The sequence below is a fragment of the Oleiagrimonas sp. MCCC 1A03011 genome, assembly GCF_003267965.1.
GTDB classification, from domain to species: domain Bacteria; phylum Pseudomonadota; class Gammaproteobacteria; order Xanthomonadales; family Rhodanobacteraceae; genus Oleiagrimonas; species Oleiagrimonas citrea.
On record NZ_MSPY01000007.1, the window covers coordinates 101,271 to 117,329 of the forward strand.

The following is a 16,059-nucleotide window of genomic DNA, read 5'->3' on the forward strand; positions in this document are numbered from 1 at the left end:
TGCCGCCGACCGGACCGTTGCCGATGCAGATTGCGATCGTAGCCAGCCAGGCGCCGCCCGCCCGCGAGGCGGCCGAGCGCCTGCAAGCCCAGTACGGTTCCGTGCCGCCGCAGGAGGCCGATGTCATCGTCGCCCTGGGCGGCGACGGGTTCATGCTGCGCACGCTGCATCGGCATCTGGATCTGGGCAAGCCGTTCTATGGCATGAAGCTGGGACGCGTCGGCTTTCTGATGAACCAGTACCGCGACAACGATCTGGAAGCCCGTCTCGCGCGCGCGCACCCAGCGGTGTTGTATCCGCTGGAGATGCGTGCGACCACTGCCGACGGCGATGAGTGCGTCGAACTGGCCTTCAACGAAGTCTCGCTGCTGCGGCAGAGCAACCAGGCCGCGCACTTGCGTATCACGCTCAATGGCGACGAGAAGCTGGACGAGCTGGTTTGTGACGGCATTCTGGTGTCCACGCCGGCCGGCTCCACCGCCTACAACCTTTCCGCTCACGGTCCGATTCTCCCGCTCGATGCCAACGTGCTGGCGATGACGCCGATCAGTCCGTTCCGCCCGCGGCGCTGGCGCGGCGCGATTCTTCCGCACGCTACCCGTGTCGGACTGCGCACGCTCGACCCGGACAAGCGGCCGGTCAGCGCCACGGCCGATTACCACGAGGTACGCAACGTGCTCAACGTGGAGGTGCGGCAGTCCGGCCAGCATGCGGTGCGTCTGCTGTTCGATCCCGAGCACAACCTTGAGCAGCGCATCCTGGACGAGCAGTTTCTGCTCTGACCCTCGCGGTCATCGGGGCGTCGCACTACACTTTGCATGAAGCAGGTTTGCGGGTGCCGTCACGCCGTCTTCCCGAGCGGATGGTTTTGCAGCCGTGTTCGACGCGATGCGATCACACGCACGATGCATGAAATGCCCGACCGCCGTGATGCTCGACTTCCCCATCCATGCCTGACGCAGGACGCACCTTGAGCCAGCTACCCAACGCCCATTCCGCGACCTCGGCCCGAGACGACCGCCTGATGGTGGCGATCTCCTCGCGCGCGCTGTTCGACATGGGTGACAGTCACGAACTGTTCGAGCGCGAAGGGCTGGATGCCTACCGCGCCTATCAGATCGAGCACGAGAACGACATTCTCGCGCCCGGCGTGGCCTTTCCCCTGGTGCAGAAGCTGCTGGGCCTCAATCGCCTCAGTGGCGACAAGCCTCCGGTGGAAGTGATTCTTCTGTCACGCAATTCCGGCGACACCGGGTTGCGCATCTTCAATTCGATCCAGCATCACGGCCTCAGCATTGCGCGCGCGGCGTTCACCAGTGGCGCGCCGACTTCGGACTACATCCATCCCTTCGGCGCGGACCTGTTCCTGTCCGCCAACGCCGAAGACGTGGCGCGGGCGCTGCGTGCGGGTGTCGCGGCGGCGACCATCCTGCCGTCGATCGCGCCGCCGCGGGTCAGCGAGCAGCTGCGCATCGCCTTCGACGGCGATGCGGTGATCTTCGGTGACGAAGGCGAACGGGTGTCGCGGGAAGAGGGGCTGGAGGCGTTCCATCGCAGCGAGACCGAGCGCGCCGAAGAGCCGCTTTCGGTCGGCCCGTTCCGCGGTTTCCTGGCCGCGCTGCACCGCTTGCAGGCCGCTTTCCCCGCCGAGGATTCGCCGATCCGTACGGCGCTGGTCACGGCGCGCTCGGCACCTGCGCACAAGCGCGTGATCCTGACGCTGCGCCGGTGGGGGGTGCGCATCGACGAAGCGCTGTTCCTCGGCGGACGCGACAAGGGACCGTTCCTGGATGCCTTCGGAGCCGACATTTTCTTCGACGATTCGCCCGTCAATGTCGAGTCCACGCGCCGCCATGTTGCCACGGGCCATGTCCCGCATGGCGTGTCGAATGCCGACGAAGATGTCGACTAAAGCTGTTTTATTTCAGTTATTTACTTGATTTTTTCGATAGCGATTCAAGATCCGCTTGCCGGGTGCTCGCGTGCCACCGTGCGTGGGTCCATGCGCACGCCGAACCAGTTCATGCCCCAGTGCACATGCGGTCCGGTGGCGCGTCCGGTCATGCCGGACAGGCCGACGACCTGTCCCTGACGGACGTGCTGGCCCGGTTTCACTTTCAGCTTTTCCATGTGCAGCATCACCGAGCTGATGCCGAAGCCGTGATCGATGATGACGGTGTTGCCGCTGAGGTAGAGCCGCTTTGCCAGCGTGACCACACCCGCTGCGGGTGCTTTTACCGGCGTGCCGCGCGGCACGGCGATATCCACGCCCGAGTGCGGCGCGCGTGGCTTGCCGTTGTAGATGCGCTGGCTGCCGAACCGGCCGCTGATGCGGCCGTGCACGGGCCAGATGAAACCGTGCTCGAAATCCTCGCGCGCGTCATTGCGCGTGCGGGCTTCCGCCACCAGCTTGCGTTCGCGCGCGATGCGCTCGGCGATGGCAGGGGGCGGTGACACGGTCTTCGGCGGAACACCGTTGACGCGTTCGGTCGGCCATGTCCGTTCGCGTACGGCAATGTGCCGGGTCTGCGGCGGCTGGCCGGGGCACCGCGTGTCGACCGTGAGCGGTCCCGTCGTGTCGCGGCCGACGCCGAAGGCAAAACGCCCATCCTTGCCGATGCGGAGCTCTTGCCCTGCATACGAGACGTGGCAGGAGGGCAGGACATGACCGATGACGAGTCCGCCCTGCGGCACCTCGCGAGGCAGGCGGATGTTCGCCGCATGCGCGCGTCCCGGGCCGGCGATGACGATGAGCGCGAGCAGCGACAGGCTGGTGAGAAGACGTGTATGCCGCTCATTCATGCGGTATGTCCTTTTCCGGAGCGCGGCAACGCGCTAGGGTGAAGGTTTGCGGGACCGGATCCATGCCGCCGCTGCACAACGGCTGACAGCGCAGGATGCGCCAGAGAGCGAGTATGCTTCCGCGCAGGGGGCCGAATCGCGCGACGGCAATGCGGGCATAGTCGGAGCATGTGGGATGGAATCGGCAACGCTGCCCGAGCAAGGGGCTGATGAGCCGCTTGTAGAGGGCGAGAAGAAAAAGGATGATGCGGGTCAAGATCGGTTTCCGGGGGGCATCCGACAGTTGTCCGGAGATCAACCGAAGGGCAGTTGCTGGTGTCGGAGAACTAGGCTATAACACCGGGCCGCCGACCTACAATGGTGAGGGAGCATGGCGAAATCAACGCGTAGTGCCTCCAGCAAGGCACGCAAGACCAAGTCCGCGACCCGCGATGGGGACGCGAAAACTCGCAAGCGCACGATAGCGGCCAGCACCGCCAAGGCCGCCAAGAGCGGAAAGTCGACCGCGAAGAAGACCGCGGCGAAGAAGGTCGTCAAGAAGGCGGCTGCGAAGAAGTCCGCGACGAAGAAGGCTGCAACGGCCAAGAAGAGCACGGCCAGAAAGCCTGCGGCGAAGAAGTCCGCCGTGAAAAAGACGGCCGCCGGGAAGGCTGCAGCCGGCAAGAAGACGGCGGCGGCGAAAAAGGTCACGAAGAAGAGCGCGGCCAAGAAGACGGCCGTGAAAAAGGGCGCGGTGAAGAAGAGCGCCAAGAAGGCAGTCAAGAAGACCGCCGTCAAGAAGGCCGCGAGCAAGAGTTCCACACGCAAGACGGCGACCGGAAAATCGGCCGCCGGCAAGAAGACGGCGGTGAAGAAGGCCGCCAGCAAGACATCCACCCCACGCAAGGCGGCTTCGAAGAAGTCCGCTTCCACCAAGTCCCCGTCCCCGCGCCGCAGCGCCGCGACGGCGAAATCGGCCGGCAAGGCCGCATCGCCGTCGAAGGTCTCGAGCAAGGGCAAGGGCAAGCAGAGTCTGAAAGAACGTCCACGAATGGCTATTGTCGCACCGAACAACGAACCCAGTGTCACCAAGGAAGACGGCCGCTATGCGCTGCCTTCCACCGTCGTCATCGATCTGCCGAAGGGCTACAAGCCCAAGTCGAGCGACAACGAGGAGTACATGAATCCCCGGCAACTCGCGTATTTCCGCGACAAGCTGCGGACCTGGCGCGATCAACTGGTCGAGGAATCGCGCCAGACCATCGACAACCTGCGTGGCGAAGTGCGTGACGTGGGCGACGAGGCCGAGCGCGCCACGCGCGAGACCGAGAATTCGCTCGAACTGCGCACGCGTGATCGCTACCGCAAGCTGATCTCCAAGATCGAGAAGGCCCTGCGCCGCATCGAGGAAGGCCGTTACGGCTTCTGCGAGGAGACCGACGAGGAGATCGGCGTCGAGCGTCTGGAAGCGCGTCCCATCGCGACGCTGTCGCTGGACGCACAGGAACGTCGCGAGCATCTGCAGAAACAGATGGGCGATTGATCGCGACATTGCGCTTCCTGCATGACGAAAGCCCCGCTTCGCGCGGGGCTTTTCGTTTTCTGTTTATTTGAGCGAACGCGGCGAGCGTTCGACGCGCGGAAGCGTCAGGCCACGTCGGCCAGTGCTTCGGCCGCGTAGCCCTTCAGGGTCTTCAGCATCGCGACCAGTCCGTTCGAGCGGGTGGGCGACAGATGCTTGGCCAGGCCGATGGCCTCGATGTAGCTCGGTTCAGTATCGAGAATCTCCTGCGCACTGCGGCCCGAGTAGACGCGCAGCACCAGGGCAATCAGGCCGGAGACGATGGCCGAGTCGCTGATCGCGCGGAAACGCATGCATGCGGCGTCCCCTTCGGGCACCAGCCAGACCTGCGATTGGCAGCCGTGCACGCGGAACTCCTCGCGCTTGAGCGATTCGGGGAATTCCGGCAGCTTGCGGCCGAGATCGATCAGGTACTGGTAGCGCTCGCTCCAGTCGCTGAAGAAGGCGAACTCGTCGGCGATGTCCTGTTGCGCTTCTGCGGCGCTGAGTGCGGTGTCGTTCATAGGGCCATTATCGCGCAGACGCGCCGCGGGCGAAAACGCGCAAGCTCAGCGCGCCATGCTCCAGCGCGTGCCGTCGGCGCCGTCCTCGATGCTCACGCCCATGGCGGCGAGCTGGTCGCGGATGGCGTCCGCGCGCGCCCAATCCTTGCCGGCACGTGCTTCGTTGCGCGCGGCGATCAGCGCTTCGACCTGTTCGGCGTCGACGGTGTCCGCGCCCTGACGGAACCATTCCTCGGCGGGTTGCAGCAGCAGGCCCAGCGCCGCGCCGGCACCGAGCAGGGCGGACTTGGCGGCCTTGCGCGCCTCATCGCCCTCGGCCTTGCGCGCGCGGTCGGCCAGCGCCGACAGTTCGGCCAGCGCGATCGGCGTGTTCAGGTCGTCGCACAGGGCCTGCTCGATGGCTTCGGGGATCGGCTGCACGACCTCGTCGGTCTGCACGTCGGCGAGGTCGCGCAGCACGCCGTACCAGCCGTCGAGCGTGCGCACGGACTGTTCCAGCGCCTCGTCGGTCCAATCCAGCGGCTGGCGGTAGTGCCCCTTCAGCAGCAGCAGGCGCAGTGCTTCGGGCGGGTGCTGGTCGAGCAGGGTGTGCAATTCCAGCACGTTGCCGAGCGACTTGGACATTTTGCGGCCGCCGAAGGTCAGCATGCCGTTGTGCAGCCACCAGCGCGCGAATACTGCGCCACCGTGCGCGCAAGTGCTCTGCGCGATCTCGTTCTCATGGTGCGGGAAGGTCAGGTCCACGCCGCCGGCGTGGATGTCGATGGTCTCGCCCAGGTGCGCCGCGCTCATCGCCGAGCACTCGATGTGCCAGCCGGGGCGGCCGCGTCCCCAAGGGCTGTCCCAGCCGGGCAGGTCGTCGCTGGAGGGCTTCCACAGCACGAAATCGGCCGGATTGCGCTTGTACGGCGCCACTTCCACGCGTGCACCGGCGATCATCTCCTCGGTGGAGCGTCCCGACAGCGCGCCGTACTCGGCGTAGGACGACACGTCGAACAGCACGTGCCCCTCTGCCGCGTAGGCGTGGCCGTCGGCGATCAGGCGCTCGATCATGGCGATGATCTGCGGCATGTGCGCGGTCGCGTGCGGCTCGATGTCCGGCGCGGTCACGCCCAGGCGCGCCATGTCCTCGCGGTAGGCGGCGGCGTAGCGGTCGGTGATCTCGGCGATGGGCACGCCGGCGTTGCGGGCGGCGGCGTTGATCTTGTCGTCGACGTCGGTGATGTTGCGGGCGAACACCACCTTCGGGTAGTGCCGGCGCAGCAGGCGCACCAGCACATCGAACACTACGGGACCGCGCGCGTTGCCGATGTGCACGTAGTTGTAGACGGTCGGTCCGCACAGATACATCGTCACCTGGTCCGGATGCAGGGGCTGGAAGGGCTCGACGCGCCGGGTCAGGGTGTTGTGCAGGCGGATGGGCATGGCAGCGGTGGTCCGTCACGGAAAAAACGTTCCGACCATCTTAGCAATTCGTCCCTGCGCAGGGCACATGCGCAGAGGTTCTAAGCGTTCATTCAGGCGGGATTTGGTGCAATGCGACCAAACGACAAGCACGACGGGAGAAACCGTCGCGGCAGTCCGAGGTCCTCCATGAAAAAGCTTTTTGTTCTTCTGCTGATCGCCATGCTCTCCAGCGCCGCCGCGTTCGCCCAGAATGCGCCGCCTCCCCCGCCTGGGCAGGGCAACGGCAATACTCATTACGGTTGGGCCGATGTACTGCGCGTCGATCCGATCTACCGCACCGTCCAGGTGAACCAGCCGCAGCAGCAGTGCTACAACCAGCCAGTCGTGCGCGAGGAGCGTCACAGCAGCGCGGCCGGAGCCCTGCTGGGCGCCGTGGTCGGTGGTGTGCTGGGCAACACCGTGGGCAAGGGTGACGGACGCAAGGCCGCGACCGTGGCCGGCGCCGTCGCTGGCGGCGCCATCGGCAATCGCGTCGGCGGTGGCGGTACACGTACCTACGAAGGCACCGAGACCCGATGCCAGAACATCAACTCGGTCAGCGAGGAGCGTCACGTGGTCGGCTACAACGTCGAGTATCGCTATCGCGGCGACGTCTACGTGTCGCGCCTGGACTACGATCCGGGCGACCGTCTGCGCATCCGTATCAGCGTGTCGCCGGTCGACTGATCCGGCTCACGCACGTAACAACGTTTTCCGCGGCGCGTGTTTCCTCCGGGAAGCGCGCGCCGTTTCGCATCTGCGGTTTCTGCGCCGACGAGGCATCTTGCGCGATGTGGGCCGATCGTGTACTTCTATGCGTTCGATTTCCCGAGAACTGTACGTGAAGCCTTCCTTCGTTCCCGCTCCCGTGATCCTGACCAGCGCCCGCATGGCCGCCGGCATGACCTCGCGTGCGCGCCGACCGGAAGGTTTCTTCCCGGCCGGGTAGGCTGTCGCGTGCTGTTCGACGATCACGACGAAAACCCGGCCCCGCGCCGGGTTTTCCTGTTTCCGGCCCACGAAAATTCCCCGCAGACGGATATCCCATGAGCCTTCGCCACTTTCTCAACACCCAGGACTGGTCCCGCGACGACCTCGACGCGCTGCTGACGCAGGCCGCCGCGTTCAAGCGTTCGCCGCAGGGTCGCGCGCTCGAGGGGCGTTCCATCGCGCTGCTGTTCTTCAATCCGTCGATGCGCACCCGCACCAGTTTCGAGCTGGGCGCGTACCAGTTGAGCGGCAAGGCCATCGTGCTGTCGCCGGGGAAGGACGCGTGGCCGATCGAGTTCGAGGTCGGCTCGGTGATGGACGGCGAGGCCGAGGAACACATTGCCGAGGTGGCGCGCGTGCTCAGCCGCTATGTCGACATGATCGGCGTGCGCGCTTTCCCGAAGTTCCAGGACTGGCAGGTCGACCGACAGGACCGCGTGCTGAAGTCTTTCGCGAAGTACGCCACGGTGCCGGTGATCAACATGGAAACGATCACCCACCCGTGCCAGGAGATGGCGCACATCATGGCGCTGCAGGAACACTTCGGCACCGCCGATCTGCGCGGCAAGAAGTACGTGCTGACCTGGACCTACCATCCGAAGCCGCTGAACACCGCCGTTGCCAATTCGGCGCTGACCATCGCCACGCGCTTCGGCATGGACGTGACACTACTCTGTCCGACTCCCGAATACGCGCTCGACGAGCGCTACATGGACATCGGCGCGAAGAACTCAGCCGAGGCAGGCGGCAGCTTCCGCATGAGCCACGACATCGAGGATGCCTACAACGGCGCGCATGTCGTCTACGCCAAGAGCTGGGGTGCGATTCCGTATTTCGGTCGCTGGGAGGCCGAGAAGCCGATCCGTGACGCGCACAAGCACTTCATCGTTGACGAGGCGAAGATGGCCATGACCGACGGCGCGGTATTCAGCCATTGCCTGCCGCTGCGTCGCAACGTGAAGGCCACAGACGCAGTGATGGACTCGCCCGCATGCATCGCTATCGACGAGGCCGAGAACCGCTTGCACGTGCAGAAGGCGATCATGGCCAAGCTGGTCAGTCAGGACTGAGGGCGGCGCATGTATCAACCGAAACATTTCAAGGAACTGCGCGCCGAGGCACTGGCCGACGTGATGCTGGGCTACCCGTTCGCAACCGTAGTGCACAGTGACGCCAATGGTCCGCAGGCCAATCCCGTACCGCTGCTGCCGGGCGCCAACGGCCGCCTGCGCGGGCACGTCGCGCGCGGCAATCCGCTGGCGAAGGCCGACGGTGAGCGGGTGCTGGTGATTTTTCACGGGCCGGATGCCTATGTCAGTCCCGGCTGGTACCCGAGCAAGGACGAAGACGAAGGCCGCGTGGTGCCAACCTGGAACTACGCCACCGTGCAGGTCCATGGCCGTCTGCGCGTCACGCACGACAGCGGCTGGCTGATGCGCCTGCTGACCGATCTGACCGATCGTCACGAGCTGGGCATGGATACGCCATGGAGCGTGGACGATGCGCCGGCCGACTACGTCAAGACCCAGCTCAAGGGCATCGCCGGGCTCGATATCGAAGTCGAGCGTGTCGAAGGCAAGTTCAAGCTCAGCCAGAACCACCCCGTGCGCAACCGTGTCGGTGTCATTCAGGGGCTGCGAAAGCGTGCGGGCGAGCGCGATGAGGCTCTGGCTACCCTGATGCTGCGCTATGGCAAGGAGACGTCCGAATGAGCGACCTGCACACGCATCGCTACGCCGTCGAACTGGCCTGGACCGGCAATCGTGGCGAAGGCACGCGCGATTACCGCGCCTATGGACGCGACCATGTGCTGCGCATCGACGGCAAGCCGGAGCTGGCCGCATCGGCGGATCGGACTTTTCGCGGCGACCGCTCGCGGCACAACCCGGAGGACCTGCTGGTGGCGGCGCTGTCCAGCTGCCACATGCTGTCCTATCTGCACATGGCCGCCACGGCCGGTGTCGTGGTCGTCGCCTACGCCGATCGCGCCGAGGGCGTGATGCGCACCGAAGGCAACGGCGGCCGCTTCGTCGAAGTGGTGCTGCATCCGCAGGTGACCATCGCCGCCGGCAGCGACGCCGAACGTGCCCAGGCGCTGCATGAAGACGCGCACCACGCCTGCTTCATCGCCAATTCCGTCAACTTCCCCGTGCGCTGCGAACCGCGCATCGACGCCGCTTCCTCTTGAACCGTCCCCAGGAATTTCCCTCATGAGCCAAGACATCGTCCTCGCTTTTTCCGGCGGCCTCGATACCAGCTTCTGCGTGCCGTATCTGCAGGAGCGCGGTTACGCCGTGCATACCGTGTTCGCCGATACCGGCGGCGTCGACGCCGAGGAGCGCGCCTTCATCGAACAGCGCGCCGCGGAACTCGGCGTCGCCAGTCACGTCACCGTCGACGGCGGTCCGGCGATCTGGGACGGCTTCGTCAAGCCGTTCGTGTGGGCCGGCGAGGGCTATCAGGGCCAGTATCCGCTGCTGGTCTCCGACCGCTATCTGATCGTCGAAGCGGCGCTCAAGCGCGCGGCCGAACTGGGCACGAAGGCCATCGCCCACGGCTGCACCGGCATGGGCAACGACCAGGTGCGCTTCGATCTGACCGTGAAGGCGCTGGGCGATTTCGACATCGTCGCGCCGATCCGCGAAATCCAGAAAGAGCACACCCAGACCCGCGCCTACGAACAGGCCTACCTGGAAGAGCGCGGCTTCGGCGTGCGCGCCAAGCAGCAGCGCTACACCATCAACGAGAACCTGCTCGGCGTGACCCTGTCCGGCGGCAAGATCGATGCCTGGCAGGCGCCGGGCGAGGGCGCCCGCGGCTGGTGCAAGCCGCGCGCCGAATGGCCGTCCGAGGCGCTGGAAGTGAAGCTGACTTTCCGCCACGGCGAAGCGGTGGCGGTCGATGGCGAGTCGCTTCCCGGGCATCAGATCCTGGCGCGGCTGAATCAGCAGTTCGCCGCCTACGGCGTGGGTCGCGGCCTGTACACCGGCGATACCACCATCGGTCTGAAGGGCCGCATCGTGTACGAGGCACCGGGTCTGATCGCGCTGCTGGCCGCGCATCGCGCGCTGGAGGAAGCAGTGCTGTCGAAGGCGCAGAACCGCTTCAAGCCGCTGGCGGCCAAGCAGTGGGTCGAACTGGTCTACGAAGGCTTCTTCCACGATCCGCTGAAGGCCGATCTGGAAGCCTTTCTGGCGTCCAGCCAGCGCTGCGTCAACGGCACGGTCACGCTGCGCACCGAAGGCGCGAGGGTCGATGCCGTCGGCGTCGAGTCGCCGCACATCCTCAACGCCAAAGGCGCGACCTATGCGCAGTCGGCCGACTGGGGCGTGGAAGAGGCCGAGGGTTTCATCAAACTGTTCGGCATGAGCTCGTCGCTGTGGGCCGAAGTGAACCGGGACGCCAAGGCATGAGCATGCTACTGGACGTCACGCTCGAACATCTCAAGGCGCTGGTCGGCTTCGATACGCGCAACCCGCCGCGCACCATCGATACCGGCGGCATCTTCGACTACCTGCAGGCGCAGTTGCCGGATTTCGACTGCACGCTCACCGACCACGGTGCGGGCGCGGTCAGCCTGCTGGCCGTACGCGGGAACCCGCGGCTGCTGTTCAACGTGCATCTGGACACGGTGCCGGATTCGCCGCACTGGACGGCCAGTCCGTTCGAGCTGCGCATCGGCGACGACCGCGCGACCGCGCTGGGTGCGTGCGACATCAAGGGCGCGGCGGCGGCGATGCTGGCCGTGGCGCAGGCGGGCGCGGGCGACTGCGCGTTCCTGTTCTCCACCGACGAGGAGGCCAACGATGCGCGATGCGTGCCGAACTTCGTGCGCGGCAAGCACGACTACGAAGCCGTGATCGTGGCCGAGCCGACCCGCTGCGAAGCGGTGCTCGCGCACCGCGGCATCAACTCGGTGCGCATGCGCTTCGCGGGTCGCGCCGGGCACGCCTCGGGCGAGCAGCAGGCGTCCGACAGCGCGCTGCATCAGACCGTGCGCTGGGGCAGTCGCGCGCTGGACTACGTCGAGGCGCAGGCGCATCACCGCTTCGGCGGCATGACCGGCCTGCGCTTCAATCTCGGTCGCATCGAGGGCGGCATCAAGGCCAACGTCATCGCGCCCGAGGCCGACCTCAAGTTCGGTTTCCGGCCGCTGCCGTCGATGGACCCGGATGCGCTGCTGAAGAGCTTCCACGATCTGGCCGATCCGCATCCGGCCGAATTCGAGGAAACCTTCCGCGGTCCGTCACTGCCGGCCGGCGACATCGCCGCTGCCGAGTCGCGCCGGCTGGCCGCGCGCGATCTGGCCGACGAACTGGGGCTTCCGATTGGCAATGCCGTCGATTTCTGGACCGAGGCCTCGCTGTTCTCCGCCGCCGGCTACACCACGATGGTGTTCGGTCCGGGCGACATCGCCCAGGCGCACACCGCCGACGAATGGGTCGCGTTGGACCAGCTCGCGTCCTACGCCGATCACCTGCAACGCATCATTCACGAAGGGCATGCGTAATCCCGTCATGGACACGCACAAGAATACCCGGCAAACCATCGTGCGGCTGTTGTCGTCGATGGGCAGCGCCAAGGAAATCCAGCAGTACCTCAAGCGTTTCTCGCAGCTCGATGCCAAGCGCTTCGCCGTGGTCAAGGTCGGCGGAGCGGTGCTGCGCGACGAACTGGACGCACTGATCTCCTCGCTTTCGTTTCTGCAGCAGGTCGGCCTGACGCCGATCGTGCTGCACGGCGCAGGGCCGCAGCTGGACGCGGAGATGAAGGCCGCCGGCATCGAGAAGCAGACCGTCGACGGCCTGCGCGTGACTTCGCCCAAGGCGCTGGAGGTCGTGCGCCGCGTTTTTCAGGCGCAGAACCTGCGCCTGGTCGAGGCCCTGCAGGAAATGGACGTGCGCGCGACGTCGATTCTGTCCGGCGTGTTCGAGGCGCGTTTTCTGGACCGTGATCGCCTCGGACTGGTCGGCGGTGTCGACGCGGTGAACCTGGCGCCGATCGAGGCCAGCTTGCGCATTGGTTCGATCCCGGTCATCGCCTCGCTGGGCGAGACGGCGGAAGGACAGATCCTCAACGTTAACGCCGACTTCGCCGCCAACGAGCTGGTGCGCGCATTGCAGCCCTACAAGATCGTGTTCCTGACCGGTACCGGCGGCCTGCTCGATGAACATGGCCAGATCATCGACTCGATCAACCTGCGCACCGAATACGAGCATCTGATGGCGCAGCCCTGGCTGCATTCGGGCATGCGCCTGAAGATCGACCAGATCAAGCATCTTCTGGACGACTTGCCGCTGACCTCGTCGGTGTCGATCACACGACCGGGCCAGCTGGCCAAGGAGCTGTTCACGCACAAGGGATCGGGCACGCTGATCCGCCGCGGCGAACGTGTGCTCACGTTCGAGAACAGCTGGGAAGGCGTCGACACCTCGCGCTTGCGCGCGCTGATCGAGTCGAGCTTCCGCCGCCGTCTGGCCGCGGACTACTTCGAGCGCACCCGGCCGTATCGCGTCTACATCAGTGAGAACTACCGCGCGGCCATGATCCTCACCGAAGAGGAAGGCTTCGCCTACCTCGACAAGTTCGCCGTGCTCGACGACGCACAGGGCGAGGGCATCGGACGCGCGGTGTGGCAGGTAATGCGCGAGGCCAATCCGATCCTGTTCTGGCGTTCGCGCCATGGCAACCTCGTCAATCCCTTCTATTACGCCGAGTCCGACGGCTGCCTCAAGCAGGAACACTGGAAAGTGTTCTGGTACGGCCTGGACGATTTCGACGCTATTGCGCGTTGCGTCGCGCATTGCGCACAAAGGCCGGCCACACTGGAGGACGAGACATGAGCGACTGGCTGCAACCGCTCACGCTGGAACATGCAGAGGTGCGCCTCGAACCGCTGGCGCGCACGCATCACGACGCACTGATCGAGGCGGCGTCCGACGGCGCGCTGTGGAACCTGTGGTTCACGTCGGTGCCGAAACCGGACGACATGGCCGCGTACATCGACGATGCGCTGGCCGATGCCGAGGCGGGTCACGCGCAGCCGTTCGTCGTGCGCCGCCGCCGCGACGAACGCATCGTCGGCTGCACGCGTCTGGGACACGCCGATGCGGCGAACCGGCGCGTGGAGATCGGCTGGACCTGGTACGCCGCCGGCGCGCAGCGCAGCGCGGTCAACACGGCCAGCAAGCGGCTGCTTCTCGGGCACGCTTTCGAGACGCTGCAGTGCGCTGCCGTGGAGCTGCGCACGCATCGGTTCAATCGTCGTTCCCGTGCAGCCATCGAGAGACTGGGCGCGTTGCAGGATGGCATCCTTCGCAACCACCGACGCATGCCCGACGGCAGCTATCGCGACACCGTGGTGTATTCCATTCTCGCCTCGGAGTGGTCGGCCGTGCGTCGTCATCTCGATCACATTCTGGAGCAAGCAGCATGAGCCGAAGCGTCGGTCTCGTCGGTGCGCGCGGTCATACCGGCGCCGAACTGATTCGTCTGATCGCCGGACATCCGCACCTGCGCCTGGACTTTGTGTCCTCGCGCGAGCTGGATGGTCAGCGCGTCGCCGATCACCAGCCCGATTACCAGGGCGACCTCGTCTACGAGAACCTCGATCCGGCGGCGGTGGCGACGAAGGGCTGCGACGTGGTGATTCTGGCGCTACCCAACGGCGCCAGCGTGAACTTCGTCGATGCGCTGGATGCCGCGGCGCCGGAGACGATCATCATCGACCTGTCCGCGGACCATCGTTTCGATCGCAGCTGGTACTACGGCTTGCCCGAACTGACCCGCGAGCGCTACCGGGGACAGCGGCGCATCAGCAATCCCGGTTGCTATGCGACCGCGATCCAGCTGGCAGTCGCGCCGTTGAAGGATCTGCTGACCGGACCGCCGGTGTGCTTCGGCGTTTCGGGCTATTCCGGCGCGGGCACCACGCCTTCGCCGCGCAACGATCCGGAACAGCTGCGCGACAACCTGATGCCGTACGGCCTGGTCGATCACATGCACGAGCGCGAATGCAGCTTCCAGCTCGGCATCCCGGTCGAGTTCATGCCGCACGTGGCGCCGCATTTCCGCGGTCTGACGGTGACCTGCAATCTGTACCTCGATCGCGCGCGCAGCGAAGACGAACTGATGCGCCGCTATCGCACCCGCTATGGCGACGAGCCGCTGGTCCACGTGGTCGACGAGGCGCCCTGGGTCAGCCGCATCGCCGGCAAGCACTACGCGGAGATCGGCGGCGTCCGTGTCGCGCCCGGCGGCAAGCGCGCCGTGGTGGTGGCCTGTCTGGACAACCTGCTCAAGGGCGCGGCGACCCAGGCCATGCAGAACCTCAACGATGCGTTGAGCATGCGCGAGCTCAAGGGCATCCCGCTGTAACGCGCGACGAACCATGTACATGAACCACGACAGAAAAGGGCTGCGGCGATGAGCGACCTGCTTTGGCAGAAAGAGGGCGTGCGCGTCGATGCGCGCATCATGCGATTCCTGGCCGGCGACGACGTGCTGCTGGATCGCGAGTTCCTGCTGCACGACATTACTGCCAGCAAGGCGCATGTGGCGGGCCTGGGCCGCATCGGCGTGCTCGGCGCGGACGAGGTCGCCTCGATCACGCGCGAGCTCGACGCGCTGGCGGAGGATTTCCGCGACGGCGACTTCATTCTCGATGACACCCACGAGGACGGCCATTCGGCCATCGAGGCGCGTCTGGTCGAACGTCTCGGCGACGTCGGCCGCAAGGTGCATACCGGCCGCAGCCGCAACGACCAGGTGCTGGTCGCGACGCGTCTGTGGCTGAAGGAACAGCTGGCCGCGCTGGGAGATCTCTGTGTCGCCATCGCGGAGGTCTGCCTGCAGCGCGCCGGTGCCGAGTCGCTGCCGCTGCCCGGCTACACACATCTGCAGCGCGCGGTGGTGTCCTCGACCACGATGTGGTTCGCGGGCTTCGCCGAGGGCTTTCTCGACAATGCCGTGCGCGCTCGCGCCACGCGTGACTGGCTCGACGCCAATCCGCTGGGCACCGCGGCCGGCTACGGCGTGAACCTGCCGCTGGATCGCGCATTCACCACCGAGGAACTCGGTTTTGCGCGCATGCAGGTCAGTCCGATCTACGCGCAGCTGTCGCGCGGCAAGTTCGAGCTGGGCGCGCTCGATGCGCTGGCGTCGACGCTGCTGGATCTGCGCCGCATGGCGTGGGACCTGTCCCTGTTCACCACCGCCGAGTTCGGCTTCGTGCGCCTGCCCGACGAATACACCACCGGCAGCTCGATCATGCCCAACAAGCGCAATCCGGACGTGATCGAAATGCTGCGCGCCAGCTATGCGCCGGTCGCCGCCGCGCGCGTGGAGATCGAACAGCTGCTGTCGCTACCCAGCGGCTATCAGCGCGACCTGCAGTTGAGCAAGGGGTCGCTGTGGCACGGTTTCACGCACGGTCTGCGCGCGCTCGATCTGATGCCGGATCTGCTTGCACGCCTGCAGTGGAACGAGGCGGCCATGCGCGCGGCGATCGAGCCGTCGATGTACGCCACCGATGTCGCCATCGAACAGGCGGCCGCAGGCGTGCCATTCCGCACCGCGTATCGCGCAGCGGCGGAAGCGGGCAGCGATACCGGCAGCGGCCGCACGCCGGAATCGAGCCTCGCCGCGCGCGTGTCGCCCGGCGGCGATGCGGCACCGGGCCTTGAAATATTGCAGCAACGCCTCAATGGTCTAAAGGATATGCATCGCGAATCGAATTGATTGCAATCACAGAAGGCG

At 65.9% G+C, this 16,059-nt stretch carries 18 protein-coding genes; 13 read left to right on the plus strand and 5 right to left on the minus strand.

Going from position 1 to position 16,059, the window contains the following annotated elements; genetic code table 11:
• The first annotated feature begins 23 nt into the window (after positions 1 to 23).
• Both BTJ49_RS13280 and BTJ49_RS13285 read left to right on the plus strand, forming a co-directional pair.
• A complete protein-coding gene (locus BTJ49_RS13280; RefSeq protein WP_113065896.1) occupies positions 24 to 782 on the plus strand; it encodes an NAD kinase in 759 nt (252 codons plus the stop codon).
• A gap of 188 nt (positions 783 to 970) precedes the next feature.
• Complete coding sequence (locus BTJ49_RS13285; RefSeq protein ID WP_113065897.1) at positions 971 to 1,912, plus strand: 5'-nucleotidase; 942 nt, start codon at positions 971 to 973, stop codon at positions 1,910 to 1,912.
• Between the two features lie 44 nt (positions 1,913 to 1,956).
• Here BTJ49_RS13285 and BTJ49_RS13290 read toward each other — a convergent pair whose 3' ends face one another.
• From BTJ49_RS13290 to BTJ49_RS15845, 3 genes are read right to left on the minus strand one after another with little or no spacing between them, the layout of a single operon-like run.
• Complete coding sequence (locus BTJ49_RS13290; protein ID WP_113065898.1) at positions 1,957 to 2,802, minus strand: M23 family metallopeptidase; 846 nt, start codon at positions 2,800 to 2,802, stop codon at positions 1,957 to 1,959.
• Entirely contained in the window at positions 2,795 to 3,061 is a 267-nt protein-coding gene (yidD, locus tag BTJ49_RS13295) for a membrane protein insertion efficiency factor YidD (protein ID WP_240601840.1), read from the minus strand. The genes BTJ49_RS13290 and yidD overlap by 8 nt, the downstream gene beginning before the upstream one ends.
• Before the next feature lie 35 nt (positions 3,062 to 3,096).
• Positions 3,097 to 3,795: a hypothetical protein gene (locus BTJ49_RS15845; protein ID WP_206098423.1), complete on the minus strand. Its 699-nt coding sequence runs from the start codon at positions 3,793 to 3,795 to the stop codon at positions 3,097 to 3,099.
• Between the two features lie 37 nt (positions 3,796 to 3,832).
• Between BTJ49_RS15845 and dksA the strand changes: the two genes are divergently transcribed.
• Positions 3,833 to 4,324, plus strand: a complete 492-nt coding sequence (gene dksA, locus BTJ49_RS15850) for an RNA polymerase-binding protein DksA (RefSeq protein ID WP_113065899.1) — start codon at positions 3,833 to 3,835, stop codon at positions 4,322 to 4,324.
• 104 nt (positions 4,325 to 4,428) lie between these two features.
• Here dksA and BTJ49_RS13310 read toward each other — a convergent pair whose 3' ends face one another.
• Positions 4,429 to 4,866, minus strand: coding sequence for a SufE family protein (locus BTJ49_RS13310; RefSeq protein WP_113065900.1), 438 nt, complete (start codon positions 4,864 to 4,866; stop codon positions 4,429 to 4,431).
• Positions 4,867 to 4,911: 45 nt separating this feature from the next.
• Positions 4,912 to 6,291 carry a cysteine--tRNA ligase gene (gene cysS, locus BTJ49_RS13315; RefSeq protein WP_113065901.1) on the minus strand — a complete coding sequence of 460 codons (1,380 nt, stop codon included), beginning with the start codon at positions 6,289 to 6,291 and terminating at the stop codon, positions 4,912 to 4,914.
• Positions 6,292 to 6,459: 168 nt separating this feature from the next.
• Between cysS and BTJ49_RS13320 the strand changes: the two genes are divergently transcribed.
• The 10 genes from BTJ49_RS13320 (at position 6,460) to BTJ49_RS13365 (ending at position 16,041) form a co-directional block, all read left to right on the plus strand.
• Positions 6,460 to 6,999, plus strand: coding sequence for a glycine zipper 2TM domain-containing protein (locus BTJ49_RS13320; protein WP_113065902.1), 540 nt, complete (start codon positions 6,460 to 6,462; stop codon positions 6,997 to 6,999).
• Positions 7,000 to 7,358: 359 nt separating this feature from the next.
• Entirely contained in the window at positions 7,359 to 8,372 is a 1,014-nt protein-coding gene (locus BTJ49_RS13325) for an N-acetylornithine carbamoyltransferase (RefSeq protein ID WP_113065903.1), read from the plus strand.
• A 9-nt stretch (positions 8,373 to 8,381) separates the two neighbouring features.
• The gene (locus BTJ49_RS13330; RefSeq protein WP_113065904.1) at positions 8,382 to 9,014 is read left to right on the plus strand and encodes an FMN-binding negative transcriptional regulator; all 633 of its coding nucleotides are present in this window, start codon (positions 8,382 to 8,384) and stop codon (positions 9,012 to 9,014) included.
• Complete coding sequence (locus tag BTJ49_RS13335) at positions 9,011 to 9,490, plus strand: OsmC family protein (protein ID WP_113065905.1); 480 nt, start codon at positions 9,011 to 9,013, stop codon at positions 9,488 to 9,490. Before BTJ49_RS13330 ends, BTJ49_RS13335 begins: the two co-directional genes overlap by 4 nt.
• A gap of 22 nt (positions 9,491 to 9,512) precedes the next feature.
• Positions 9,513 to 10,715 (plus strand): argininosuccinate synthase, encoded by a 1,203-nt coding sequence (locus BTJ49_RS13340; protein ID WP_206098424.1) that lies wholly within the window; start codon positions 9,513 to 9,515, stop codon positions 10,713 to 10,715.
• Positions 10,712 to 11,812, plus strand: coding sequence for an acetylornithine deacetylase (locus BTJ49_RS13345; RefSeq protein WP_113065907.1), 1,101 nt, complete (start codon positions 10,712 to 10,714; stop codon positions 11,810 to 11,812). Before BTJ49_RS13340 ends, BTJ49_RS13345 begins: the two co-directional genes overlap by 4 nt.
• Positions 11,813 to 11,819: 7 nt before the next feature.
• A complete protein-coding gene (locus BTJ49_RS13350; protein ID WP_113065908.1) occupies positions 11,820 to 13,145 on the plus strand; it encodes an acetylglutamate kinase in 1,326 nt (441 codons plus the stop codon).
• The gene (locus BTJ49_RS13355; RefSeq protein ID WP_113065909.1) at positions 13,142 to 13,738 is read left to right on the plus strand and encodes a GNAT family protein; all 597 of its coding nucleotides are present in this window, start codon (positions 13,142 to 13,144) and stop codon (positions 13,736 to 13,738) included. The genes BTJ49_RS13350 and BTJ49_RS13355 overlap by 4 nt, the downstream gene beginning before the upstream one ends.
• Positions 13,735 to 14,679 (plus strand): N-acetyl-gamma-glutamyl-phosphate reductase, encoded by a 945-nt coding sequence (gene argC / locus BTJ49_RS13360; protein WP_113065910.1) that lies wholly within the window; start codon positions 13,735 to 13,737, stop codon positions 14,677 to 14,679. The genes BTJ49_RS13355 and argC overlap by 4 nt, the downstream gene beginning before the upstream one ends.
• A gap of 48 nt (positions 14,680 to 14,727) precedes the next feature.
• Positions 14,728 to 16,041, plus strand: a complete 1,314-nt coding sequence (locus tag BTJ49_RS13365) for an argininosuccinate lyase (RefSeq protein ID WP_113065911.1) — start codon at positions 14,728 to 14,730, stop codon at positions 16,039 to 16,041.
• The last annotated feature ends 18 nt before the right edge of the window (positions 16,042 to 16,059 follow it).